Genomic DNA, 26046 nt, shown 5'->3' on the forward strand with positions numbered 1-26046 from the left:
TTTTTCTTGGTGATCAGAAATTTTTAATTATTAAAATCGAATTTCAACACCAAAATTCCAGGTCCTGGCAATATAGGCCGTCAAACCAGCCTCCGGATCCCATCCTTTCGGGTAGTTATCAATGGAAAACAAATCATTAGCTGAAGCATAGACCCTCAAATTTGATATCTTTGCGGCATTCAGCCATTTACTCGGCAAGGTATATCCTAACGTCACATTCTTTAACCGGAAATACGACCCATCAAACAGCCAAAAATCCGAAGTTTCATAATTATTGCCATCATAGCCCAATTGTGATAGACGTGGAAATCTTGCATTTCGGTTCTGTTCATCAGAATTGTACTCGCTATAATAATTTCCGTCCACGAAATCAGGGAACGTGTGCCATGCTGCCGTCTGATACACCATGTCAACAGCAAGACGACTGGTTTTTTTTCCAACACCCTGAAACATCACGAACATATCAAAGCCTTTATAATCCATATTGATGTTCCCGCCGTAAAGAAGCCTCGGTAAGGATCCGCCTAGAGGAACCCGATCGTATTCCGGATTGATAACTCCGTCGGGTTCACCGCCAGTACCACCCACATCTTGATACTTAACATCGCCCGGTCTTACCACCTGACTAAGCAAGGCTGAGTTATCAATGTCCTCCTGCGATTGAAATAACCCGTCAGAACGGTAGCCATACCAAGAGTTGTACTCTACACCTTCTTTGATGATCTGGTCACCCAAGAAAACAATTCCCGACAGATTGCCCATCATCGACTCATAATCCGATATATTCGCAGAAACCGAATATCTGAATTCTCCAATACGATCTCGCCAACCTACCTGGACATCCCAGCCCTTGGTATTCATGGTCCCCGCGTTTTGATCCGGATTATCGTATCCCATAAATGCCGGTATTTCGAGTGCTAACAACATATCGCGCGTGGTCTTCTTATAATAATCGGCAGTTACAGACAATTTATTTGAAATTAATCTAGCGTCGAATCCGATGTTCCAAGACTCAGTAGTTTCCCAGGAGATGTTTCGAATATTGTAGCCTACTTGTGCGGCCGTGGTTTTCGACACAATGTTTCCGTCTTCCACAAATAGCGTGTTGTTGAAATTCATAATGGCCTGATAGGGATAGTTTCCGATACGCTCGTTACCAAGAGTTCCCCACGACCCCCTTAGTTTGAAAAAATCCAAGGCAGTAATGTCAAGATTTTTTATAAATGGCTCTTCTGTGGGCACCCACCCTACGGCTACAGAAGGAAAACTTGCCCATCGATAATCCTTATGAAATCTCGACGATCCATCGTAACGAATGTTCGCTTGCACTAGATACTTATCGGCATAATCATATATTATCCTTCCAAAATAGGAGTTATAAGCGTTCTCTATCGCATTCCCGTCATTCGACATAAAATCTAGATTTCCCCGATCCAAGTAAGGATAGTTCGAAAGCGACAAATCGTTCGAAGATGCATTCAAGCCTTCTTGAAATCTATAATAGTCTTCATAACCCGCCATAACAGATAGATCGTGATTTTCACCAATGCTAGCCTCATAGTTAGCCGTCAACTGTTTCGTTGTTGTACGAATTTCGCTTCGCGATTCTGCCAAACTTGTAATAAGATTTCCTGAGATATAACCGGAAGTGGTTGTTGTGTTATCTAAATCGTAATAAGGTATTTGTTTGACGAATCGTTTACCCGTTACAGACCTAATTGTTGGTGCTATAACACCTGAAATGATCAGATTTTCTATCGGTGTGAAGTTGAGGGCTAATCTTCCGGTCAATTCGTCGCCCACGCTATTATCGAACCCTCCATGATTTACTCTTGCCCAAGTATTTGTACCATTTCTACCGGGTGAAATACGACCATCAGACCAATATGGAGTTTCTAAGGGCCCATATTTATAGACGTGGGAAAGTGGGTTGTTAACCGGTTGATCATTAACAGAACGTAAATAAGATGCACCTACATCGGCTGACAAAAATTTTGTTATAGTAAATTCATTGTTCATCCGTGATGAGATTCTTTCAAACGATCTGTTGTTGTATAAAGCATCTGCTTTTTCATAATTTAAAGAAGCCTTCGTTTTAACAAAATCATTACCGTATGTCAAGGAAAGCCCGTGTTGGGTATTTGGTGCATAATCTTTGATGATCTCGTCCATCCAATTCATAATCGGGAAACGGTCTGAACCGGTCAATATATGATTTGCATCGTAATCCTCGATAAACTCTTTACTATAGACATTGTAATCTGCTCCTGACTGATTACCGCCATCGTTCCATGCCACTTCATTGATCATCTGCATATATCGTATATGATCTACTGGTTCAGGAAATTGCGTCGGTGTTATCAACCCATACATACCATGATACTCGAGGTTTAACTGATTGGTTTTAGCTCGTTTGGTGGTTATGAGAATAACCCCAGCAGATGCTCTTGCGCCGTAAATAGACGCAGATGCAGCATCCTTTAGGATCGATATGTTTTCCACATCATTAGGGTTTATCCTATCAATACTTTCAACCGGTATACCGTCCACCAAAATAAGCGGATTACTATTCCCAATAGTTGTAATCCCCCTTATCCTAATTGTGGCTGTCGCACCAGGCAGACTGCTACTTTTAGTAACCGATATCCCCGGTGCGGCTCCCTGTAAGGCCTGAGAAAGTACAATTTCTCTTCTTTTCTCGAGATCAGCACCTTCTACAACAGCTACCGAGCCAGTTAAATCCTTCTTTCTGGCCGTTCCATAACCGATGGCAACGACCTCATCTAAATTCATCGCATCGAGTTCCAAAACCACATTTAAAACATTACTCGTTCCTAGTGCGATCTCCTGTGTTTTCATTCCGATAAAAGAAAAAGAAAGTATCGTGGAGGCAGCATCCGGTACGCTAACGTTATAAACTCCGTCGTCATTGGTCATCGTGGACATACTCTCTTCCTTTACGCTTACGCTCACACCTGACAATGGTTGACCTCCCTCGTCGGTCACTTTTCCACTAATTTCCCGTTGCTCAGTTTGTGCCGACAACGCTACAGAAATCAGTAGCATTGAAAGGGTACCAAGCAGTTTGGCTAATTGTCTTTTCATAATTGTTAAGTTTGTTTTATGGACAATCCGTAACACCATGTCGCTCAAATAGAGACTGTTCATGCTCACTTCATAATCCATTATTTATATCTAATTTACATGCACTGATATCTCATCGACCATCAGCCTTGCTCTTGAGTCGTTTTTGCTGATTCTGAAGCGCACTGGTCCCTTTATATCTAATTCGTATTCCTTGAAATATTGTATTTCCACCGAATTTACTTCTAAAACATCACCTAAAGCAATCCAGGTCACTCCAGAATCCTGAGAATACTCTACAGTTACAAGAATGGGATTGCTCTCAGCATCCGTATCATTGCTATTAGTTTTTGTTACAGTACCATAGTAGAATGAGAACTTGGAAGCTCCATACGGCAGGTCGAAATTCATCTCCAAAGACGTGGCAACATTGTTCCGCATCATCAACCCCCACTCGCCGATCTTGTGTACGATAGCATCAACCGAATTGAGATACATATTGGGCATTAACCATTCACCCGACGGGAATACATCGGATTCGCCGCCATATCCTCCTTTTCTCACACTTTCATGATTTTCCCATCCTTCGGGAAAGTTAGGATAAAGCTCTTTAACTGGTTCCGGTTCTGGTTCTTCGAAATCTTTATCAACGATACCATACTTAGGCATAATCCGCGCGCGCTCCTGCCCGTCCGTGATGTACACCCACTCCCCGGTGTCGTAATTAACGTTAGCTCGTACACGCAAATAATAACCGCGAGTCTCTTCTAGTCCACTGAATCGATAAAAATCCTTCGAGGTGGTAGTGTAAGCATCTAACGGCTGTTCACTATCCTCTGACCCTAGTAATTGTACCGTATAAGACGTAGCACCCTCAATACGGTCCCAGGCGACTGTAATACTTGCACTCGAGTAATCCGATAAATGCACATTTGTTGGAACCTTGTCTGTCGTTCCCCCAGTATCTAATGCTTCCTTCTTACATGAATACGAAGCCAGCAACAAAGTGAACACGATCAGGTGACAGCAATAGTTTGTTAATTTTTTCATCTTATTTATAATTTTTAATGACTAAACATTGAACTTCTAACCTGCTCATTTCTCCTGGCGATAATTCAGCGCGGGAGCACGATCGCCTACTAAAGGCACATACTCAAAGTCTGCTCCTCTGCGCGACTCAAACTCTTCCGTTGCTTTTTCAATTAAGGAAGGATCAGTATAGAGGTCAATCGCAGTACGCACAAATACCTTTGCAGCATTGATGAGCGCCTTGGTACCGATGGTCGTACCGCCAGCAGCTACATTTTGCCAGCTATGACCGGGGCTGCCTGGAATAAAAGCCGCAGTTCCAAAAGTGATGGTGGGCACATTCCAACTCACATCACCTACATCGGTAGAACCTCCGCCCGTTTTTGGCTTTTCATCTGCCAACGGTTGTATCTTAACTGCTCGCTCCAATACACTCGGCTCAAGACCAAGTTCATTGACAATCCCTTCAGCAAAAGAACGTTCCCGATCATCGTAATGAACACCGCCGACAATCTCCAGATTTTTTTGCACCAATTCAGCCAAGGTTCGATTTGCCAATTTTTCGTAAAACCCGGCGATGGTCTCGCGTTCTACCTTGGTCTGCGTGCCCATTGCTGCTCCATCGGCAGCTTGGTTTACCCATGTTACTAAATCCTCTAGTACATCTCGTTTGGGGTGCCGAATATAATAAGACACAGTTGCCACTTCGGGAACCACATTAGGCGCTTTACCTCCATCAGTAATGACATAATGGATACGTGATGCATAATGAATATGTTCACGGAGCATATTCACCATATAATTCATGGATTCTACAGCATCCAGCGCAGATCGACCCTTATCGGGACTTCCGGCCGCATGAGCTGCTTTTCCTTGAAAGGTATAATCAATCATTTGAGCAGCAGTAAACCCATTAGCTACGTCGACAAAATTTCTCGATCCGGGATGCCAGTCCAACACCACATCCACATCTTTGAAATATCCGTCGCGGACCAAGTAGACCTTTCCCCCTCCGCCTTCTTCAGCTGGGGTTCCAAATACTTTGATTGTTCCCTCCTGCTTGTTACTGGCCAGCCATTTTTTAATGGCCACCGCGCCGGCTACCGCACCCGGCCCAAATACATTATGTCCACAAGCATGTCCATTACCGTCCTCTTCAAGGGGCCGCCGGTAGGGCACGGTATCCTGAGACATTCCCGGTAGAGCATCGTACTCGGCTAAAACAGCAATAACCGGATAGCCACTGCCATAGGTAGCGACAAATGCAGTCGGCATCCCAGCTACGGCCTTTTCAACCTGAAACCCATGTTCTTGTAAATGCTCCTGAAGAATATCTGAGCTCTTGGTTTCTAAAAAACCTAGTTCGTTAGTTGACCATATCGCCTTCTGCATCTCATCGTAAGTACCGAATGAATCGTCGAGGTACTCCAAAGGTACTTTACCTCGTTCTTGTCCCAATAGTGATAAGGGCAACATGACGATAGCCAACCATAGTAATTGTGTTCTCATAATTATTAGTATTTATTAATGAATAGTTTTTTAGTCATTTATTTTAGTCTTAGTTTAATTCAGCTTCGACCCAAATTTTCAGATTGATATGAGGCAATTTCATTACATACGTCAGAAAACATTCCTTAAAAACAGATTCCTCCCCTAGGTTACCAAAAATCGAAACTTGATTCAGAAATATGCTCGGGTCTCCCTGCTTTTCGGCCTGTTTTACTTGCTGCAATAAAGTATCAGCCTGTTCATCCTGTATATTTGACCCATCGGAAAGGCGCTTAACGAGGTACATATACCAAGCCGCAACAATGAGTGCCCCTATACGCACGGGTTGCTCACACTTTAAGCGATCGGCTATGACAGGAAGAATAAACTTGGGAAACTTATCCGAGCTACCTGATATAATACGGGCTACTTCATCTTTAATAAATTTATTTTTAAAGCGTTCCACCAGTTTTGCTTTGTACTGCTCTAAGTTCACACCAGGCACGGAATCCAGCGTGGACGTCACCTCCGTATCCATATAAAACTTAAGCAGTTCGGCAACCACCGGGTCTGCTATACTTTCATGGATATAGGTATAGCCTAATAGATCACCCATCAAACCTACCAGGGTATGTCCGCCATTCAGTAGGCGAATCTTCATTTTTTCATAAGGTGTAACATCGGCCACCATCTGTGCCCCTGCACGCTCCCACTCAGGACGCCGACCTGCATAGGAATCTTCTATAATCCACTGAATATAAGATTCGCAAATCACTGGCCAGCCGTCTTGCACGTTAAAGTCCTTCTCCAAGGTTTCTACTAAGGTCGGTGTAGTCGCTGGGGTAATCCGATCGACCATACTATTGGGGAATGCCACATTGGCGTCGACCCAATGGCTTATTTCCGGAGCCGCTTTCGATATGTAAGCCCCTAACATACAGCGTAACACATTTCCGTTATGCTCTATATTATCGCAGGACTGAATCGTGAGCTCGCCGCCTCCTTTTAAATACCGCGACTTTAAGGCAGCAGTTAAGTACCCGAAAATAGTCTTCGGACTATCGGGATTCTGAAGATCCCATAAAACCATTTCATTTTCCCAGTTAAAGTTTCCCTCGGAATCAAAATTATATCCTCCCTCGGTTATTGTGAGCGTAATTAAACGAATGGATTCATCCGCCATCTTAGCTACAACGGACGAGGGATCTCCCGGAGCATATAATAATTCTATGATAGAACCTATTACCCGGGCAGACAAGTCACCCTCGGTATCTGGAACCATTAAGGTGTACAGTCCGTCCTGTTTTGACAGGACATCGTAAATTCTTTTATCTGACTCAAGCAAAGCGATACCACAAATACCCCACTCTGAGGCCAGGCCCTGCGCTAATAAATTATCGACAAAATAAGCCTGATGCGCTCTATGGAACCCTCCAATGCCGATATGCACCATACCCACGCGCACCTGATCACGCTTATACGCGGGAACCGCTATCCTTTCGGACAGCTTGTTTAGATTTTTAATATTGAGGTCTATAGATTGTTCCATCTTCTTATTCGTTAATGTGGCGCGCTTGAGTTTCCTGCAATAATTTGTGTTCCCAGTACGATACTCTTTGCCGACTGATTGCCGTTTATCAGTGAAATCAAAAGCTCCACAGATTCTTGTCCAATCTGTTGTAAAGGTTGCTTTACAAAAGTGATACTGGTATGAAAAATTTTATAGGCATCCGCTTCATCAAAACAAATGATTCCTATTTCCCGTGGCACGCTAATATTATGCTTGACTAACACAGCAAGACCCTCCATGGCGATTTTATTCGTAGAGAAATAAACCAGATCTACCCCGTCTTTTATAAGCTTCAGCATACGGTCTTCTATTTCTCCGGACAACACCTCTTCGTCTATTTCAACCACTTCCGGCTTAAGGATATTCAAGAGCTCCTTTGATGCATTTTTAAAACCCGCAGTCCGTTCGCGCATATGAAACAAATCCACACTGAGCGTTACCATGGCTGGTTTCCTGAAACCATTTTTGGCGATATGCTCTACCACCCTATAAGAAGCCTGAAAATTATTAATACCGATTGTATTGATATCAGGGATGCTTGGGAAGTGACGGTCAATTAAAACAAAGGGGATATACTGATCTTTCAGGTATTCTAAAGTAGACTCGGTGCCCTTTGGCGCTGCCAGAATAATCCCGTCCACCTGTCTACTGAGCATGACCTGTACCAGTTCATTAAACTTTTCAGCATTTTCATCTGCACTACCGAAGATCATATTATATTGATGCTTTTTAGATTCATCCTCTATGTACCGAGCAATATTGGAATAAAACAGGTTAGAGATATCAGCGATAATCAGCCCAATGGTAAAAGTCTTATCTTTTTTCAAGCTTTTTGCAATCTGATTTGGCGTATAATTAAGCTCTTTGGCCGTCTCGCGGATCTGTTGGGCTTTCGCCTCACTGACCCTACCCTCATACTTATCATTCAAGACGTAAGAAACTACGGCTGTAGAAACTCCTAATTCATGCGCTATATCTTTTAAAGAAACCCGTTTTCTCATATTTATAAGTAAAAATATATGGTATTTGGTTAATCGATTAACTAAAATTTACAAGTTGTTCAGCTTTTATTTTATCATATTCTAGGCACACACAGAACATCTAAAAGAATTTCAACAAGCGAAAAATCGTCATTACAAAAGCGATTCTCCAATATCAAGATCTTGTTAAAAATGTGTTATATAAACCATTACTGTTAATTTTCCTTATATTTAAAAAGTAATTCGTAACTGATATTCTTGTGATTATTCTTTTCATAATTTTTATTTTCAAGAAGACTCAGTGCGGAAAAAGAGCATTCTTCTTTGGTTCGTGTTTCAAATATAGTTAAACGATTAACATAATTCCAAAATCTTTTAATAAAAAAAATTCAATACCAGCATTTTTCTTCGGAATCTCCAGATATACAACTCTTAGTTTTCATATCAAACCATATGAAAGCTGCAACATTAATGATATCGCCCCATCACCTGAGCGGTTTTCAATAGTGATAGAGTGGCATAATTGCTTGAATATGTCGGTTTATAAGTAAATGGCTCAGAGGAATAAAAAAACTTGCATTAATCTAAGTAGAATAGATTAATGCAAGAAAAAAACCGCTAACTGATAAACGGACTTACAATAGCCAGTACAGCCTCGGCAGTTAAAGGTTCATCAAAAGATTCCGTCGCAGCATTAACAGATATCTTTCCACCTGCACCGTTCAACTGATCAATCTCCACGCCCGCTTGGTTTTTATTATCCTCCCCCTCATATACAGCATCTACTGCTGCACCTATTCCCGTGTCGTTAGCGCCGGTTATCCAGGGCTTCAAGCTGGCCGCGGCGCCACCTCTCGCTTTCCGCATCTGCCTCAAATGAGACGCATGCCTCGCCTCTACCGAATGAATATTAAGCGCAGCCGTAAGAACATCTTTGTTACCGATCAAACCTCCGGCTGATCTACACGATCCTGCAATACCTCCATCTGTCCACGACCAATCGCCGCGCACACATTGCTCATCCGATAGTTATAACCAATATGCGTGTGCTCATAATGCGGAGCATTGTCACGAGCCTGCGTAGCCAAGAAACGAGCCTTCTTTATATAGTCTTCATTATCAGATATCAAAGCACCGCCCCCTGAAGTAGTAATAATTTTATTTCCGTTAAAAGACAGAATCCCCAGATCACCAAAAGTACCCATCCCCTGTCCGTCCAGTGTCGAACCCAATGCTTCAGCAGCATCCTCTACCACCGGGATACCGTACTCCTTCGCAATCTCCATGATTTCATTCATCTTGGCAGGCATACCGTAAAGGTGCACCGGGATGATCGCCTTTGGCTTCTTGCCCGGCCCTCAGAACTTCGTATGGAAATACCCCTTTGAGGGAGTCAAAATAGATGACTATTTTGATAAAATGAATGGAACCTTTCATGACTATTATTTTGACTTGTTCGGAGATAAATCTAGGGAATCTGATATTACCACCAGAGATTTGTTTCCGGATGATGCAATAATTAAGTCTGTTGTAGTGCCATCTTATACTGTCTTCATCGATAATGACGATTTGACAGACGTTTCTTTAAACAGCAATGACTTGATCTGTGCAGCCTAAAAAAACAAATAAAATAAAACTTGGATTGGTTCAGTTTACTGATGTGAACTTAACCGTGGCAACATTTGAAACTTCCATTACAAGTGAATTAAAAACTTCCAAATTTGAAGTCGATTGTCTTTATAACGACGAAGAAAACAAACATTTCGCGACAAGGTTTAATATTGAGTTATTCGCTCCAGATCAAGGGTTTCGGCTACATATTACTGCTATAGCACATTTTGAATCCGATGAAAAATTGACCCACGAATTTCTTAATTCAGATTTTACTAAAGTAAATGCTCCTGCAATAGCTTTTCCGTATGTAAGGACGTTTATATCCAATCTAACCTTAAATGCCGGATATAGTCCTGTTTATCTCCCATCTTTCAATTTCGTCTCATTAGCGGAAGAAAAACGAGCAAAGGCTATAACAGCGGCAAAGGAAGGCAGCTCCAAGAAAAAATAACAAATAATCCACTCAATTCACCAGCTCTTCCACTCCCTGTTCCGCTCTCCAATAACTGCAGGTACAGATATCCTCATGACGGTTGAAGTGTTCGTCGAACAGCTTGTAAAAATACGCCGCTTGATGATAAGCCAGTAAATTCTCCAACGTCAGCTCACCCGCCATGTCCAGTTCCATCTCTATCAAATGCAATCTCGTTATATCTTTCATTTCAAACTCCATTTAAATCTTCGTAAAACAATTAAACTAATACCTATCGCTCCCATAAACAAGAGCAAGGACCAAAGCCATATAGACCTTCCCTCCCGCGTTTTATCGGTCGCCGCCGAACGCAAATGCACCTCTTCTTTTGCGTTCCGCTCCGCGACCGAATCAACGTTCCTCTCCACCGCCAGATCACCCGAAGCCCGAAGCGAAGACGAAGCCTCCCTAGACTCCCCATACAGCACCCGACCGCCCGGCAACTCAAATCCGTTCTGAGGATCAAAAGCGATCAGCGAATCAGACTCCATCACAGCCATCACCACTGCAGACTCACCCGACCACCCATCCAATAACCATCTAGCTTTCAGAAAAGAACTATCGACTACCTCCACCCGCTCATCAAGTACCGACACTTTATCTATCCGCTCCCTTTCCTTCATCTTCTTCACCGCACCACAACCACCAAACACCATTATTACCGCCATCCATACAGCGCTCGTTATATTTATGTATTTCATTCTATTTTCATTTTTCTAATCATGTTGACCATCCATTTTGCCTGTCTTTCCTCCCTGTCTTTCCGAGTATTTATCAGTTTTTGTCGTTTGCCTTTCCACCATGCCCTGTGAGTAAACTTAGATAGCGAACCTTGTTTTGCGAGCTTGTCGCAGCAAAAATCAGAGAGCTAGCAAGTTTACGAGCTCGCATTGTTTTGAGAACGTAGTGAATCAAAAATCAGCGGCGAAATAAAATCATCCTTAACCAAATGTTCAAAACCACGACGAAACCCGATAAATACTCGAGATCAACCTTCTTTTCCTGTAAACCCCATCACCCTCCCTGCTGCCCGCCTCATTCGTGTTCCCTTCCACCGTAACCACATACTTATCGCCCCATTCATCCACAAAACCCGCATGAGCGATCCGCTTCACCGAGTTAAAATAAATACCGAACACATCACCTTTTTGGGGAATAGAAACCCTATCTTTAATGTTCGTATCATCAGTTCCCGGCTTTGCGGATGAAATCCTAAGATGACGAGCGCCTGAATGTGGTTCAGGAGGTCGCACTTTGTCCCCCCTCCGCCAGATCACACGCTTGGCAGGAAACAGCGCGGGCGACCAGGCCGTCCGAGGTTCCGGATAACCGGCCTGACCGTATACCCAGGACACAAAAGAAGCGCACCAAGCATAACCCTCGCCCAGATCCGTATAGCGGAGGTACTCAGCTACCCGATGACCGTCGTTCCGGCCCGTCCGCTCCCGGACACCCACCTCCCCCAGATAAATCTGCTGCAGTCGATCACGAGCAGAAGCGTCAACATCACTAGCTTTCACAAGCTCACCAGCCGCGTTCACGTAACGATCTGCCGCGTTCATGTAACCCTCAACACGCTCCGCGTAAACCACCGAAGAAACAAACTCGGGAGCAACCGCAGAAACCGCCTCCACCTCCCCTACAAAAACGCCCTCGTGATGCTGATGAACGCAAACAAGAGCGCCAAATAAAACGAGAAGTACACCAAAACCTTTTGCCATGATACCAATTGTTTAAAAGTCTTTTCCAAAAAATAACGTTGATACACATCCAATACCGGCCACTGCCACGCGATCAACCATTCCGTAAGCAACAGGAAGCCGATCACCGTCAGGGCCGCCAGCGGCAGCACCGCCAAGATCCCCAGGTCGATCGCCGCTGCTGTCACATCCACCATCCGCAGAATATCACCCGCCGCAATAAAAGTCAGCAGCGATAGGATCAGCAAGATCCCCCGTTTGTTAGAGCGGACAAAATCCGAAACCGACCGCCTCACAGAAAAAACCACATCGCGCACACCATCCGCAACCGTCACATATATCGATTCATTCCTAATCATATCCATCATTTTTATCTATTAATATTAAAAATCCAATTCGAGAACTTAAGTCCAACAACAACCCAAACCTATAACCCAAGTCACGAACCCAAACCTCAAACCTATAACCCAAACCTCAATTCCAAACCAAAACCCAATTTCAAAATAAGGGAAGCAGCGGCGGCAATTGGTGCGAGACCAACAGCCTCGCACCGACGATATGGCAACTATCTACGCCGCCCCGCCTCCCTTCAGCCGTTACCCACGGCCGTCACCCAGAGCCTATACGCTCAATGTACCCATGTAGATACTCTTAGAAGATTTCGTCCCATCCGCAGAGCTCGCGAACACCCACGTGTGCAGGGATTCCGAATTCAGCTCATCGAACGGTATCGAATACGTACCATCCTCACGCAAAGCATCCTGGTACACAAAGAAATCATCCGTCTCCGAATCGTACAGAACGATGTTCACCACATCATCCGGCTGCGCGTTGATCGTGCCCTCCGTAAAGGTCCAACTAAGCGCCAGACCATCCAGATCAGACTCCACCCTAGCACGTATCGGCTGCAGGCTGCCCGTCCCCAAGATCACTTTACCGTACGGTATCGTATAATCCGGGAACTCCCCCTCCACTACTGACATCAAGTGCCCCGTAGCACGGTTAAAGCCCGTTTGCTTCGTTTGCCCGGCATCATTAAAGCCGATGTTTATCAACTCACGCAGCGGCGACAGGAAATTGATCACCATCGCAAACTTAGCCCTGTGAGCTACCTGCTTCTCCGTCGCCGGTTTGTTAGAAGGCTTCGGCAACGACCGCATATAATCTATCGAGCGCCAATTTGCACCTACCACCGTACCAACCTTACCTGAAAACGATCCTAATACTCCTTTAACATAAAGTCCCATAATTCTAAAATTTAAAGTGTTAAACAAAAAAATTAAATGAACTGATGCGCTACCGGTTTTGCTATCAATTGCTGCAAACATAGGGCAGCGCACAAGGGAAAAGAAAAGCTGATAAGCTATGCATATCAATCAGTATCAAATACATAACTATAGTATCTTAAAGCAAGCAATGATTAGCTACGCAACTTATCGTTAAGAATATCCAAGATCTCACTTTCGTGAATAAACAGTTTCCTGTTGATGCGGGTGGTCCGTAATTTATCAGTATAAATCATTCGGTACACAGTAGATTTATGCAGGCTCAGCGTATCAGCCACCTCCTCAACAGAGAGAAACTTGCTTATATTTTCTCCCTTCTTCCGATTTCGGATCTCACTAAAAATCTGGCGGATCGACGTCTGCAACTCTTTCATCTGTTTTTGCAGCTCTTTTAAAATTAGGTTTGTGTTAATTGGATTTTTGTCCGATGTACTAAACATACTTAAAAAATTAAATGATTATTAAAAAATTCAGCATCTGTAATACAGAGAATAAAAATAGAATGGCACAAAATTGCCCGAAACGAGAAAGTTGGTCAAGGGGCAAAAAAAGGGGCAAACCTGCTTTTGACATACCCTTGACCAAAATTCACTCCCTTAGCCCTTTGCCCAAACTCCAACAATCGAAAACGGATTAAACCCACTCGTGTTCAAGTAAGAATCGCTCGTCTCCGAAGCAAAGAGCCTCAGTCCCACACAGCCCAAAAGCAAACCATTCTCAATTAAATCACCATCGATATTCAGCAGATCACAGTCTAGGTCCACCGCTCCAGGAACACTATTTTTCGGAAATCGACCCGAGATCCACCTAGCCACCACCGATGCACTGTCCGTCTCAAAATCATAATGCAATAACGTAAACGCCAGTTCCATTTCCTGTACTTCAGACCAGATCCGATACTTTGAAAAACGTCCACCATGCAAATTCAACGGAGGGATCCTCAACTGGCACGTAGTATCCTTTATCCTCATCACAATTTCGCTCTCCACCAGATCCTCCAACCACGAACGTCTTCCAACCTGCAAATCCAAGCTTCCAGGCACCAATGCCCACCGTTCACTCACCACTGCCGGTCGCAAGTGTTTAAACTCCCTAATAAAAAGACCGTTCAATGAACTATAGAGATTACGCATGGTTAGATTCAGTGCAAAATCCTTCAACTGCCTGTACATCCCACTTGCTGCTCGCGCAGCCACCCCAAACTGAACATTGTGCTTCGTTGTCGGATATCCATCTTTCGGCCGCTTCGGATACGCCTGCACCACCGTCTTTCCATTTACCGTTCTGTACACCACACTTCCAAGCTTACCTTTTAGCTTACCATCTTCATAGATTGCCATAATAAATAAAAGTTTAAAAGTTTAACAATGCCCAAAGATGTCCCCCTCCTTCATACAAACCAAAAAACCGAAAGCTATGATAAGCTATGCGACAATATGCGACAAAACCACCCCTTCTATGCACCAGTTATGGACTCGATCGAACAGCCCAACGACTATGTCCACCTCCCGACCACCTGCCGTCCACCACGGGAACAGGCAATACCAACTAGCATCCAGTCCATGCGAATCCCGCTATAATTAGAAAAAATAAAATCGTATATTTAGAAATACGTCTCTCATCGTTGACACATCGTTCCAAGAATTAAACCCTTTGTTATGTTATCCCAATTAAAGAAAGCCGAAATTGATGACCGACTACTCCACATCCTCCACACATTTTTTACCGAAAAGACCAACTCCGCGAGCCCTGCCGACCGTGAAAACCTGAAGAAACTAGTAGCCGATATCCTGTTGGCAGTTGGCGAACACAATGGAATTGACCTTCGAATTGCCTTACTACAACGCTTTATCATGTACGGGGTCAATGAACCACTCCTTGTCTCCTATTATTATGATGCCTTTACCAGACACAGCCAGAACTACAATCAGAAAGAAAAGCGGAAATTTGTCCGGTACCTAATCAAGAAGACCCAGGTTGCCGAGTATCACCGATTCTACCCCCAGCAACCCAGCTTGCTAGTAGCCATACATACCCAACTTCGCGCGTGGATCAATGATATCGACAAAAAAACATACCGTTTTGATAACCTTGAAAAGAACTCTTCAAGCCCTTACATCAAACTGCTCCAATCACCCCGTGCTTTTGTTCAGATCACGCGATTAATGGCCGAAGCCAAGATTTTTAAGCGCACTGGAAACCTAGACGAATTTTGTGAGTTCCTTAGTCGTGTTGTACTTTCTAATAACAACAAGAAATACAGTCCCAAAACCATTGAGAATAGCTATGAATACAGAGACCCCGAAGGCTTGCAAAACACCATCCATTTGCTTGATAAGATGAAGGAAATAGCAGAAAAGAAGTTAGATGAGATGTTGCGGAAGTGAGTTGCTTTCAAAAAATGGTATATCTTTGCAGAAACTGTAAGCTTCTTCTTTTGGGGTCATTTTGTTCAGTGCATCGTGTGGACGTTGGGTATTGTAATCCTCCTGTAAATGCTCTAAAGCGTCTTTTATTATCTAAAACATCTGTCACAAAATCCATACTCCAGGTACAAAGATGCCAATAAAAACAAATAAAAAAGGCTCCTTTCGGGCGGTTTAAGAATCTTATATTTTTAGATATGCTACACAATCCGTAAGGAATTGCCTTTCAATTGTTAATCAATTTCCGATTGAATATCAGGTCTATTGGTATCGCCCGTTCTGTCTGCCGTCACTCGGTGGACTTTATGTGCTGAAAACTCCCCTGCATAGGGAACCATCAGTTCCTGAATCTCTTCTTTACTATCAGCTGTCAACCATGCATCCCGAGATGCTTCTGGAACAATCAGCGGCATTCGTTTCTTTTCATTGTGGATTTCTTCCAAAAGCTCATTCGCCTTCGTTGTGATGACGGAAAACGTATTTCTGATTTCTCCCGTTTCTTGATTCACCCAAGGCGAGTATACAACGCCAATTGAAAATATTTGCTTATCAGGCTTATAGATGTAATAATTCTCACCCGCTCCGGTAACCCTATTTTTATGTGGCTCGAAGAAGCCGTCAACCCACAATAGCCCACGATATTTTTTGATATAATTTTTATACGATGCTTTTTCAAAAATGCTTTCAGACTCTGCATTAAGCGTATTTGCATACTTCTTGGCCTGCTCTTCATTTTTCACCCAAAAAGGCAGGAGTTTCCATTGCGCAGCCTGAATTACGTCCGGCTCATTGTTCAGTGTAACGGGTAAGAAAGGGCGGGTAAAACCCGACACATGGTAGTGGGGTTTGTCCATATCATATGTAATTTTCTTTGTCGGAAAAGACATTTTGAATTGGATATAATCTGGAACCGAAGCATGATAACACATTACACTAATTTACGTAACTTAGCTTCATGGAACAAGCACTCACCAAAGTATTATTGGAAAATCTTCAGTCGCAAGGTTATACCCATTTAGTAGCAGAAGGCCAGCTCGACCGCGACCAGTACACATTCAAACCAGTAAAATGGGATGAAGCTACTTTTCAGGAGAACTCGGAATCAAGCGAATTCGACAATCATATGGTGCTGACTATTGGTCAAATTCTAAAGGCAGAGTTACCGAAAGAATTCACGCATTACATCGAAGTGTAGTTATTTCACGTTAACAATATCCGCCCACTTGGTCGTATATTCTTTGCTTAAGAACGCCCGGCGCATCGCCCAGCGATGACGCTTCCCCTCAATGGCCATTCTCAGTGTGCCTTCTCCATAATGTCGGTTAATCCGATCCATCAGCTTACTAATCTTGTTGTTGACCGTTCCGTTCCAACTGGAAAACAAATGTAACTGAGTTTCACCCTCTGGAACCAACCCAGTTGCCATTACTTCTACTTTATTCCACATATAACCTTCACGATAAACATGTTTAAGCCCTTTTAAAGCTGCTTTAACCATGTCTGGAACATTGTTCACCGGATGTTGTAGAGATATCGAGACGCAAGGGAATAATTGCGGAGTTCCTTCTTTAAAAGGATTCGTCAGAAGCCTTACGCTCAAGACGGTCGCACAGCTCCCGTCTTTCCTCAACTTTTGCGAAAGCCTGCTCACATAGTTCGCAGTTGCTTCCTCCAACTGCGAATAATCGTTGGTCGCTTTACCAAAACCACGACTGCAACAAATATTCTTTTTACGCTCTATTTTCAGTTTTAATGGAATGCAGGGCTTACCGTGCAATTCATACCACATCCTCACACCCTGGATCGTCAGTTTATCTTTGACGAATTCCAAAGATAGGTTTCTCAGATCAAGCGCAGTATATACACCAAACCCATTTAATTTTTTTGCGTACCGGCGTCCAATCCCCCACAAATCACCCACCTCGAAATCTTTCAAAGCACGGGTAATTTCCTCTTCCGATTTAAGAACACAAACGCCGCCCGTTTTCTTGCACATCCTGTTCGCTAGCTTCGCCAGCGTCTTGGATGGTGCCACGCCAACGGAGACCGGAATGCCAGTATTCCGCATCACCGTATTCCGAACTATGTGGGAGTACTTATGAAGATGGGTAATTCCGCTCATATCCAAGAAGCATTCATCAATACTATACACTTCCACCTTTGGCGAGAACCTCGCCAAGTTGGTCATTACCCTTGCGCTGATGTCACCATAGAGCGCATAGTTACTACTAAACACATGAACCTGATTCTCAGTGATACGGTCACGAACTTTATGGAATACATCACCCATTTTAAATCCCAACGCTTTTGCTTCATTGCTTCTCGCAATGACGCAACCATCATTGTTGCTGAGCACCACAACAGGCTTACCGTTTAGTTCCGGACGGAACAAACGCTCACAGCTCGCATAGAAATTATTACAATCAACCAAAGCAAACATAAACCCTGTCTAATGCTTAACCAACTTATTCAACGGATTGCAGCTCCATGTTACCACACCAAAGACACTGATACCATCATCCTCAATCAGCGTTCTTTCCGATTGCAGTTTCCCATTCACCAAATACTGTTGACCGCCGAGGACAATCAGCTGCCTCACCAACCATTCCCCGTCCTTATTAACAACGATAATCGAACCATGGCGCGGATGTACAGAACGATCAACCACCAGCGTTGCATCCTTGGCTACACCCAGACTTTCCAGTTCAGCAGATTCCATTTGGAAATAGAAGGTATTAACAGGATCATTAACTAGCTTTTGAATGATGTGCAAACGATCTTGGATGTAGTCCGTGGCCGGCGAGGCAAAACCGGATACTTTTCCCGGATCTTCCAAAGGTTCTAAGTCAGTATTTCGACCCGGTAGTATTTGTCTAAGCATATATAGTAATCTTGAATGTTCAGATCAAAATTACTAATTTATTTAGCATTTAGAAGAATAAAAGTTTTTAACTATTTCTTATCCTTCTTCAGCTTCTCGCTTTCTCTATTAAAAACCTCTTTCCGGAGCCCGGTACTAGAGAAACGGTGCTTACGACTATTGTAGTAAAGCTCAACATTGTTTTCTTCGCAATACTTCTTTCCTGTGAAGTCCTTATGCATATACTCATCCCCTACAATCCTCACATCAATATCGAAGGATTGTAGAACGTCAAGTAAATCCTGTTCTGTAGCATAAGGAACAATCTCATCAACGAACTTACAACCCTTCAATTGTATGTATCTTTCAACAACTGTCTGTGTAGGTTTATTCTTTTCCGGTCTATCCAAGGTTGGGTCAGTTTGCAATCCAACAATCAGGTAATCGCATTGCTGCTTCGCTTCTTCTAACATTTTAACATGACCTGCATGAAACAGGTCAAAGGCACTAAAAGTAATTCCGACTTTCATTGTAATTCGAATATTTAATAATACGCTTCTAAGATAGAGAAAATGAAAATGTTCTCTATATCGTATCCACGATTTAACTCCCAAACGCGTTAAAATACCTATAACTGGTTAGTGAAGCTATATTATTGATACACAAAAATGTCTTCTATGAGTTTATACTTGGCAACCCGTGCGAGTAAACTCAGGCGAGCAATCCACCAAACCACTCATTATAATCAAAGTCAGAACCCTTTTGCTTCTTAAATCCTATATCCTTCGCTTCCAGTATACCCTCGACTAAAGAATCAACTTCTGCCTTCTGAACGATAACGCCATTAGCGTTAGGAATAATAATATTACTAAAATCAACGCAATTCGTAACTACACAGGGTACGTGAAGACTTAATGCCTCTAGTACAACATTAGGAAACCCTTCCATCAAAGAAGACAAGACAAAGACGTCAGCATGTTTCAAATAAGGATACGGGTTTGATTTATAACCTACAAATGATATATACTTCTCTAGTTTTAAGTCAGCTATTAAGGCTTGTAGGTATTCGTCATATCCACTGTCTGGGGTCATGTTCTCACCGACGATAAACAAGCGAATGTCTTGATTATGGTCGTATACTAACTTTCCTACTGCACGTATCAAAAAGTCGAAGCCTTTAACTTCCCATAGGCTACCAATAGCTACTAAGGTTGTACCATTGTAATCTTCATAAGGAATATACTCGTCAGACAGCCGCTTTATTTGCTGGTGATTGATAGCATTTGAAATAACGTTTACCTTACTCTTTGATGAAGGATAATATTTTGTTATTTCATCACGCATTTCTACACTCTGCGCAATAATACTATCGGCTGCTTCCACGGAGCAATTAACTCTCTCTTTGGAATTATAGCTTAAATTTAAAGTTAAGTTATTAGATGGTAACGTATTGAAACGAAGAACACTAATAATTTTCTTCGTTGAATTTTTCTTATAAATACCAACCATATAATTCAGTTCGACAAAGGATGTAAAGGTTATATCTGGCTGTATGTTTTGAAGAGTTCTTATAATAGAAAGAGACGCTTTTACATTGGTACTAGGGTTTAGTTCTATTATATTGACATCATTCTCAAGATAGTCTTTAAGGTCATTATTCTCGTTTGAGCAGATTAGTAGATACAGGTTGAAGCGTTCTGTATCAAGTGCATTAAGAATGTTCAATGTATTCTTTGCCTCTCCTCCTTTTCTGAATGAAGGTAAAAGAAAAAGGATGTTTGTCTTATGATAGCACACTAATGATTAGGCTTCAACCTTCATCAACCGAAACTTCAGCATATACACCGCTGCCAACGGCAGCGTACTAATCAAGAAAATCGCCAGCCAGTGCATACCAGAACCTACAATAAAACAAATAATCAAAGCTTGCACAACAGCATAGATAGTTGACACTACCAAATGAGGCACCTTTTGTTCATTCGCTAATATCTGATAGAAATGCAGTCTATGTGCATCAAAGATGTTTTGACGAAGTGCTAGTCTATGTATTATTGTAAAGATTGAATCTATACCATATACTGTCAAGAAGAGAATATAAATCGGATTACCTGAATCAAGTATCAAACGTAATAGAAGAAACATAATCCAGAAAGCCATCGTTACGCTACCTACATCACCTGCAAAGCATTTTGCTTTTTTGCGGAAGTTGAAGAATAGGAATACCACACACGATATCATCGGTAACCAAATCAAGTCACGCTCTACGAAGTTAAACACATTGATATTAACATATTGTAAGCCTCCAAGAACAACCAAGCTATACAGGCCTGTAATACCGTTAATGCCATCCATAAAGTTATAAGCATTGATGATGCCGATAACCAAGATATAAAGCGCTAGTATCCCCCACCACGGCATAATGATAAATACAGGCAAAAACCAGAACATCATGGTAACTGCTGCCAAATGAAATAATATCCGAATCTTACTTGACAGTGTGATACGGTCATCGAGAAATGAGATAATACCGATCACCGCTGCGCCTGCAACTGGCAGAAGGTAATTCGGATGCATGATTCCTGCAATAATGATAGCAACCAGGAATATAATACCGCCTCCTCGAATAGTCAATGCTGTATGGGAACTCCGTTCGTTAGGTTTATCGATAATATTGAATTTGTCCGCTATTTTGAAATAGACGAACATGAGGATGAAAAGTAAGGCAGTAAGTACAGCGTAGATCATAACACCAAATCGTAATTTTAAACAATTTCTTTAATTTTACCTAAAACTTTGCTGGGATTCCACCCAAGACTGTTTCTAATCTTGTCATCGTTAAACGTTAACGTGGAAGTTATCTTATCAATCTTATCGGAATTCACAGGTGCTTTAGATCCTAATAAATCTCCTATTCCACCCAAAATCTTGGCTAAAAACATCGGAATTGTTATTGGATTAGATTTATTAAGTGATTTAGATATTTCTTTTTCTAGCTCTCCGAACGAAGGATTATATCCGTCCGTTATATTATAAGTACCTCCCACTTCCGCTAGCTTTGGAACTATATCTGCTATATCTGCAGCCCAAATGATACTCTTTTTAGCGTCCGCTTTACCGATACTTAAATATTTCCCCGTTTTAATTCCATTAATCATGGCACCGAGGTTTCCAGGCGGGTTTGGTCCCGCAACTAAAGGTAAACGTAAAACACCCAAAACGATATCATTTTTATTTGCCCATTCAGCAAGATATTGCTCTGCCATAATCTTACTTTTAGCATATGGGGTATCTCCATTTAATGGATGGTCTTCAATTATATTTTCGCCTTTATCAAGACCATATACAGCGACAGTGCTGATAAAAATCAAACTCGATGGCTTATGTGGCAAATTATCAATATACTTTGTAACGTTTACAGTTCCTTGGTAATTGACATCATAAAATAATTGCTTCTCTTTATCTGTTCTAGGAACAGAGTGAGCTTTACCAGCAGCATGAATAACCATATCCGGTTGGAAATCGATATCAATTTTGATTGGTTTACAAATGTCGACGAGTTCATTTGAGTAATCCTGAAAATCTTTTACTAAATACTCTTCTTGAAGAGCACTACGCAGAATGGTGCCAAGGAACCCCGTACTTCCTGTAAATAATATTTTACTTTTCTCCATGAACCTTTTCTAATATCTTCAACATCTTATTCGCTAAATAATCCTTGTCAAAATACTGTTTAGCAATGGTTAGGCTTTTTTTACCCATCATATTTGTTTTGTCAGGATTATCTTTCATTTCAATTAGAGCATTCGCCAATTGCTCTGGATCATTCGGATCTAGGGTCAAACCAATTTCGTGCTCGGTTAAAAAGTCTTTCATCCATCCCTGAGTATTTTGAATTACTGGAACACCTGCAGCAAGGGATTCAAAAAACTTGTTCGGCGAAGAAGTGTCCAATACAGGAGTACCTTTTAATGGCACTAACGATACAAATGCGTTTTGTACATAGCCTACTAAATCACTCTTTGGCATAAGTCCTAACCTGATGAAGTTGTCCACTCCTTCCTTAACTGCTAACGCCTCTAACTCTTCGCGTTGTTGGCCTTCGCCAATCAAAAGAATTTTTATATCATCTCTATTTGACCGCTTTAATACTTTGGCTGTTTCATATAACCAATAGGAGTTATTAACCATTCCAATATTGCCGGTATATATTGCATAACTCTTAGAAGAAACAAATTCAGAATCGAAAGGAACAGGTGTAGAGAAAAGTTCGATGTTAGCGGCGTTGGTAACATCATCAACGTTCTTAAATCCGAATCTCTTTTTAATATTTTGCGTCATTCCCGGAGACAAGGTAACAATGTATGAAGAAGCTTTATAACATATCTTTTCAAACCAGTATGCTACTTTCTTCATTAGGGAATTATTGATAATTCCAAGTTCGATAGCACCCTCTGGCCACAAGTCCCTAGTTTCAAAGACAAGTTTTCTGCCCCTAATATATCTAGCAATCAGCCCTGGTAATCCAATGGTTATCGGACCGGATGAAGCGATTACAATATCCGCCTTTAATGTTAACGCATAATAGGACGAAAGAAAGCTGTATTGAAGAAAAGACCATATACGCTTCATGAATGACTGCTTATTATCAATTGTGACGTTAATAACCTTTACATGTATTCCTTCAAAATATTGATCTTCAATTAGCTTTTCCGCTTTCAGGTCAGACTTACTGTAAACACTCGAGACTACAGTCACTTCATGACCTTGTTCGACCCATTCTTTAGCAAACTCATAAACACGGGTACCCCATGAGCCTTTGGGCGTAGAAAAGTATTGATAAAAGTAAACTATCTTCATTATCTATTAAAATCGATTTTCGTGTTCAATTCATTTACAAAATTTATTACCAGAACTTTGCCTTTTCTCGTTTTATTAAAGCCCTCTGCAAAATCATAAGATTCTATAGATGATTTAATTAAGTTGCTAAATGAAATAGTGCCAATATCTCCTAGTATATATCTGCTATCGTTAACTTTTTCTATTTCAATATCAGGGTGGAGATGAAAATTTGCTTTGGAGGACACTCTTGAACTGATTACATCCTTTATTTCAATCAGATCTTCTTGAAAAGAAAAAGTTCTAGTATGTATCGCATTAAACTTTTGCTTATACCCATCATGACTGGCTACAATGCTATTTTCATCTTCGGATATAATTCTTGTCTCCGCACGGCTTCCGACTCGAAAACCACCATATACTTCCGATTGATCTGTGCCATCAACTACAACCGTATTATGAGATTTGGTTGAACGTTCTGTTTGTCGAATTGCATTTGCCTCATATGTAGAAGTTCCAGCTTCTACCAACAGAGGTTTACCGTCCGAATATAGAATAAACGATAACGCATCGGCGTGAGCATGTCCCGGTTGATAACTTGGGCCTATTTGTGCACAATCGATTTTACATTCGTAAATTGAAGTAACATAACTTCGGTAACCAGAAGAGTTTAAAGGACGATTATCAGACCTAATACCAAGCTTATTAGCATAGTTCAACAACCACTCAGTTGAATAGGCGATTTCTACAGCACTGTCATTGAAGTGGGGGATATCCCCATTTTTAAAAGTCATTTGATTTAGCCATTTAACCATCAAAGCTGCCTTATGATTTAAGAAATGCTGAAAATATTCCTCTTTTTTCTCCCATTTTGAATACCAATCGATCAGCTCAAGTAGACGAAAAAGAATTATCTGATGATACATAGGGCTTAGTTCAAAATGACCACCATCAGGAAGTATCTGTTCATTTAGCTGATGGGTCAGAACATCTTTTCCTTTTTTCAACCAATTATTGTTTGAAAAAAAAGCACCTCCCATGGTTAGAGCAAATGCATTTTCAAGCAGATGATTGCCTAATAGATGATTTTCCATTCGCCTCGACAGGAAATCTAATTCGCCGTGAAGACTTGATAGAACCTTAGCATCAGTTAATTGATATTTACTAAATAATCTAATGATATTTATTGATCGTAATGAAACTGGATAGGGTTCTAATAAAAGACTTCCATCTTGTAGAGATGCATGTAATGAATTAATTAGCGATAAACTCTTACGGACAGAAATGCCAGTTTGAAAAATATAATTTAAATATTGTAGATTATAATTCCACAATTTCCCATATTCCTGAAAGTCCCAATCAATTCCATGATTGAATTCCTTCGATAAATTGAGAAAAGTAAAACTATTACCATCATGAAGCGCTGAATAAACAGGGGGAACTTCATTAAACTTCAGGGGACTTATCAGGTCAGGGTCATAGTTTGTTGAATATTCCCCTAACTTTTGTGGACGCTGCAAACGATAGAACACCTGATACTTGATTTGAACAGGTTTGAGGTGTTTTATCGTTGAATATAAAAGCTTTAGCTTCCCAAGCATTTTTTAATTTTGCAACTTTAATAACTCTTCAACTATTCTTTCTGCTGTCTTCCCATCCCATAATGGAATTTCGCTGCCTGTTTTCCAATCATCAGCAAATAACTTTTCCATAGCAGGTTTGATTGCTTTAGGGTTTGTGCCTAACAATTTATTTGTTCCCAACGTCATGGTTTCAGGACGCTCAGTGTTATCACGTAATGTCATACAAGGTACACCCATCACTGTCGTTTCTTCAGTAATACCACCCGAATCTGTGACAACAGCCTTTGCTCGTTCTACAAGATAGTTAAATTCTAGGTATCCTAAAGGCTCAACCATATGCAAACGAGGATGAGAGACACCAAGATTTGAAAGAATCTTGGCTGTTCGAGGATGAACAGGGAACACCAATGGAAGTCCGTTTGAGTTGTCAATAATCTCATCCATCAGCTCCTTTAGCTTTTCTTCTTCATCAACGTTAGCAGGACGGTGCAAGGTCATTACAAAATATTCCTTTTCTTTCAAACCCAGTTCATCCCAAATAGCTGGTTTCTGAAAGCGTGGTCTTTGTTTCAATAGGGTATCGATCATGGTATTACCAACAAAGAAGATACGCTCATCTTCCACACCTGAATCTTTCAGGTTCTTATTGGCAATATCAGAAGTAGTAAAGAAATAGTTTGTTATACTATCCGTTACAAGACGATTAATCTCTTCTGGCATGGTCCAGTCACCCGACCGGATTCCCGCTTCAATGTGAGCCACTTTAACATGTTGTTTTTGCGCCGTAATTGCACAGGCCATCGTCGAAGTAACATCTCCAACTACTAATACCAAATCTGTGGGGTTCTCTTGTAATTCTTTTTCGAATCGAATCATGATAGCAGCAGTTTGTTCCGCTTGAGAGCCGCCACCAGCTTCAAGATTTGCATGAGGTTCAGGTATTTCCAATTGTTCAAAAAAATCTCCTGACATTTTCTTGTCGTAATGTTGTCCGGTGTGGATTAAACGAAAATCAATATTATTACCAGACTCCTTTGACTTTTGAATAGCATGAATAATCGGTGCGATTTTCATAAAGTTTGGCCGTGCTCCGGCAATGATCGTTACTAACATTCTTT

30 protein-coding genes are annotated in these 26046 nt (G+C 41.6%); 5 read left to right on the plus strand and 25 right to left on the minus strand.

Going from position 1 to position 26046, the window contains the following annotated elements; translation table 11 throughout:
- Positions 1-30: 30 nt before the first annotated feature.
- The 7 genes from WKR92_RS00195 to WKR92_RS00225 form a co-directional block, all read right to left on the minus strand.
- Positions 31-3105: a SusC/RagA family TonB-linked outer membrane protein gene (locus WKR92_RS00195; RefSeq protein WP_375555823.1), complete on the minus strand. Its 3075-nt coding sequence runs from the start codon at positions 3103-3105 to the stop codon at positions 31-33.
- 90 nt (positions 3106-3195) lie between these two features.
- Entirely contained in the window at positions 3196-4134 is a 939-nt protein-coding gene (locus WKR92_RS00200) for a fibronectin type III domain-containing protein (RefSeq protein WP_375555824.1), read from the minus strand.
- A 45-nt stretch (positions 4135-4179) separates the two neighbouring features.
- Positions 4180-5622 (minus strand): amidohydrolase, encoded by a 1443-nt coding sequence (locus WKR92_RS00205; RefSeq protein WP_375555825.1) that lies wholly within the window; start codon positions 5620-5622, stop codon positions 4180-4182.
- A 49-nt stretch (positions 5623-5671) separates the two neighbouring features.
- On the minus strand, positions 5672-7150 hold the full coding sequence (locus tag WKR92_RS00210; protein ID WP_375555826.1) for a mannitol dehydrogenase family protein: 1479 nt from the start codon (positions 7148-7150) through the stop codon (positions 5672-5674).
- Positions 7151-7161: 11 nt separating this feature from the next.
- Positions 7162-8172: a LacI family DNA-binding transcriptional regulator gene (locus tag WKR92_RS00215; RefSeq protein WP_375555827.1), complete on the minus strand. Its 1011-nt coding sequence runs from the start codon at positions 8170-8172 to the stop codon at positions 7162-7164.
- Positions 8173-8769: 597 nt separating this feature from the next.
- The gene (locus tag WKR92_RS00220; protein ID WP_375555828.1) at positions 8770-9099 is read right to left on the minus strand and encodes a ferritin-like domain-containing protein; all 330 of its coding nucleotides are present in this window, start codon (positions 9097-9099) and stop codon (positions 8770-8772) included.
- Positions 9096-9449: a DegT/DnrJ/EryC1/StrS family aminotransferase gene (locus WKR92_RS00225; RefSeq protein WP_375555829.1), complete on the minus strand. Its 354-nt coding sequence runs from the start codon at positions 9447-9449 to the stop codon at positions 9096-9098. The genes WKR92_RS00220 and WKR92_RS00225 overlap by 4 nt, the downstream gene beginning before the upstream one ends.
- A 31-nt stretch (positions 9450-9480) precedes the next feature.
- On the opposite strand from WKR92_RS00225, the gene WKR92_RS00230 reads away from it, so the two are divergent.
- Both WKR92_RS00230 and WKR92_RS00235 read left to right on the plus strand, forming a co-directional pair.
- Complete coding sequence (locus WKR92_RS00230; protein WP_375555830.1) at positions 9481-9768, plus strand: hypothetical protein; 288 nt, start codon at positions 9481-9483, stop codon at positions 9766-9768.
- A 25-nt stretch (positions 9769-9793) separates the two neighbouring features.
- Entirely contained in the window at positions 9794-10216 is a 423-nt protein-coding gene (locus tag WKR92_RS00235; RefSeq protein WP_375555831.1) for a protein-export chaperone SecB, read from the plus strand.
- A gap of 12 nt (positions 10217-10228) precedes the next feature.
- Here WKR92_RS00235 and WKR92_RS00240 read toward each other — a convergent pair whose 3' ends face one another.
- The 7 genes from WKR92_RS00240 to WKR92_RS00270 form a co-directional block, all read right to left on the minus strand.
- Positions 10229-10426, minus strand: coding sequence for a hypothetical protein (locus WKR92_RS00240; RefSeq protein WP_375555832.1), 198 nt, complete (start codon positions 10424-10426; stop codon positions 10229-10231).
- Positions 10423-10938 (minus strand): hypothetical protein, encoded by a 516-nt coding sequence (locus WKR92_RS00245; protein ID WP_375555833.1) that lies wholly within the window; start codon positions 10936-10938, stop codon positions 10423-10425. The genes WKR92_RS00240 and WKR92_RS00245 overlap by 4 nt, the downstream gene beginning before the upstream one ends.
- 252 nt (positions 10939-11190) lie before the next feature.
- On the minus strand, positions 11191-11871 hold the full coding sequence (locus WKR92_RS00250; RefSeq protein ID WP_375555834.1) for a C40 family peptidase: 681 nt from the start codon (positions 11869-11871) through the stop codon (positions 11191-11193).
- A 5-nt stretch (positions 11872-11876) separates the two neighbouring features.
- On the minus strand, positions 11877-12296 hold the full coding sequence (locus WKR92_RS00255) for a hypothetical protein (RefSeq protein WP_375555835.1): 420 nt from the start codon (positions 12294-12296) through the stop codon (positions 11877-11879).
- 261 nt (positions 12297-12557) lie between these two features.
- Positions 12558-13184 (minus strand): DUF6266 family protein, encoded by a 627-nt coding sequence (locus WKR92_RS00260; RefSeq protein WP_375555836.1) that lies wholly within the window; start codon positions 13182-13184, stop codon positions 12558-12560.
- A 173-nt stretch (positions 13185-13357) separates the two neighbouring features.
- A complete protein-coding gene (locus tag WKR92_RS00265) occupies positions 13358-13663 on the minus strand; it encodes a helix-turn-helix domain-containing protein (protein ID WP_375555837.1) in 306 nt (101 codons plus the stop codon).
- Positions 13664-13819: 156 nt separating this feature from the next.
- Positions 13820-14563, minus strand: a complete 744-nt coding sequence (locus tag WKR92_RS00270; RefSeq protein ID WP_375555838.1) for a hypothetical protein — start codon at positions 14561-14563, stop codon at positions 13820-13822.
- A gap of 27 nt (positions 14564-14590) precedes the next feature.
- Between WKR92_RS00270 and WKR92_RS00275 the strand changes: the two genes are divergently transcribed.
- The gene (locus tag WKR92_RS00275) at positions 14591-14803 is read left to right on the plus strand and encodes a hypothetical protein (RefSeq protein WP_375555839.1); all 213 of its coding nucleotides are present in this window, start codon (positions 14591-14593) and stop codon (positions 14801-14803) included.
- 78 nt (positions 14804-14881) lie between these two features.
- Positions 14882-15610, plus strand: coding sequence for a hypothetical protein (locus tag WKR92_RS00280; RefSeq protein WP_375555840.1), 729 nt, complete (start codon positions 14882-14884; stop codon positions 15608-15610).
- On the opposite strand, the gene WKR92_RS00285 is transcribed toward WKR92_RS00280, so the two are convergent.
- The gene (locus tag WKR92_RS00285) at positions 15587-15742 is read right to left on the minus strand and encodes an integrase core domain-containing protein (RefSeq protein WP_375556059.1); all 156 of its coding nucleotides are present in this window, start codon (positions 15740-15742) and stop codon (positions 15587-15589) included. The genes WKR92_RS00280 and WKR92_RS00285 overlap by 24 nt on opposite strands.
- A 140-nt stretch (positions 15743-15882) precedes the next feature.
- Positions 15883-16503 (minus strand): SOS response-associated peptidase, encoded by a 621-nt coding sequence (locus WKR92_RS00290; RefSeq protein WP_375555841.1) that lies wholly within the window; start codon positions 16501-16503, stop codon positions 15883-15885.
- 101 nt (positions 16504-16604) lie between these two features.
- Here WKR92_RS00290 and WKR92_RS00295 point away from each other — a divergent pair, with 101 nt between their 5' ends.
- Positions 16605-16844 carry a hypothetical protein gene (locus WKR92_RS00295; protein ID WP_375555842.1) on the plus strand — a complete coding sequence of 80 codons (240 nt, stop codon included), beginning with the start codon at positions 16605-16607 and terminating at the stop codon, positions 16842-16844.
- Here WKR92_RS00295 and WKR92_RS00300 read toward each other — a convergent pair whose 3' ends face one another.
- The 9 genes from WKR92_RS00300 to wecB form a co-directional block, all read right to left on the minus strand.
- Positions 16845-18089: a Y-family DNA polymerase gene (locus WKR92_RS00300; protein ID WP_375555843.1), complete on the minus strand. Its 1245-nt coding sequence runs from the start codon at positions 18087-18089 to the stop codon at positions 16845-16847.
- A 9-nt stretch (positions 18090-18098) separates the two neighbouring features.
- The gene (locus tag WKR92_RS00305) at positions 18099-18530 is read right to left on the minus strand and encodes a LexA family protein (RefSeq protein ID WP_375555844.1); all 432 of its coding nucleotides are present in this window, start codon (positions 18528-18530) and stop codon (positions 18099-18101) included.
- A 71-nt stretch (positions 18531-18601) separates the two neighbouring features.
- Positions 18602-19039 (minus strand): adenylyltransferase/cytidyltransferase family protein, encoded by a 438-nt coding sequence (locus WKR92_RS00310; protein ID WP_375555845.1) that lies wholly within the window; start codon positions 19037-19039, stop codon positions 18602-18604.
- A 181-nt stretch (positions 19040-19220) separates the two neighbouring features.
- Positions 19221-20306 carry a glycosyltransferase gene (locus WKR92_RS00315; protein WP_375555846.1) on the minus strand — a complete coding sequence of 362 codons (1086 nt, stop codon included), beginning with the start codon at positions 20304-20306 and terminating at the stop codon, positions 19221-19223.
- A gap of 6 nt (positions 20307-20312) precedes the next feature.
- Positions 20313-21254, minus strand: coding sequence for an MraY family glycosyltransferase (locus WKR92_RS00320; protein ID WP_375555847.1), 942 nt, complete (start codon positions 21252-21254; stop codon positions 20313-20315).
- A 17-nt stretch (positions 21255-21271) separates the two neighbouring features.
- On the minus strand, positions 21272-22180 hold the full coding sequence (locus WKR92_RS00325) for an NAD-dependent epimerase/dehydratase family protein (protein WP_375555848.1): 909 nt from the start codon (positions 22178-22180) through the stop codon (positions 21272-21274).
- Complete coding sequence (locus WKR92_RS00330; RefSeq protein WP_375555849.1) at positions 22167-23366, minus strand: glycosyltransferase family 4 protein; 1200 nt, start codon at positions 23364-23366, stop codon at positions 22167-22169. Before WKR92_RS00330 ends, WKR92_RS00325 begins: the two co-directional genes overlap by 14 nt.
- A complete protein-coding gene (locus WKR92_RS00335) occupies positions 23366-24946 on the minus strand; it encodes a heparinase II/III domain-containing protein (protein ID WP_375555850.1) in 1581 nt (526 codons plus the stop codon). The genes WKR92_RS00330 and WKR92_RS00335 overlap by 1 nt, the downstream gene beginning before the upstream one ends.
- Before the next feature lie 3 nt (positions 24947-24949).
- Complete coding sequence (gene wecB, locus WKR92_RS00340; RefSeq protein ID WP_375555851.1) at positions 24950-26041, minus strand: non-hydrolyzing UDP-N-acetylglucosamine 2-epimerase; 1092 nt, start codon at positions 26039-26041, stop codon at positions 24950-24952.
- Positions 26042-26046 lie beyond the last annotated feature (5 nt).

This window comes from Albibacterium profundi (assembly GCF_042159835.1).
Lineage (GTDB): Bacteria > Bacteroidota > Bacteroidia > Sphingobacteriales > Sphingobacteriaceae > Albibacterium > Albibacterium profundi.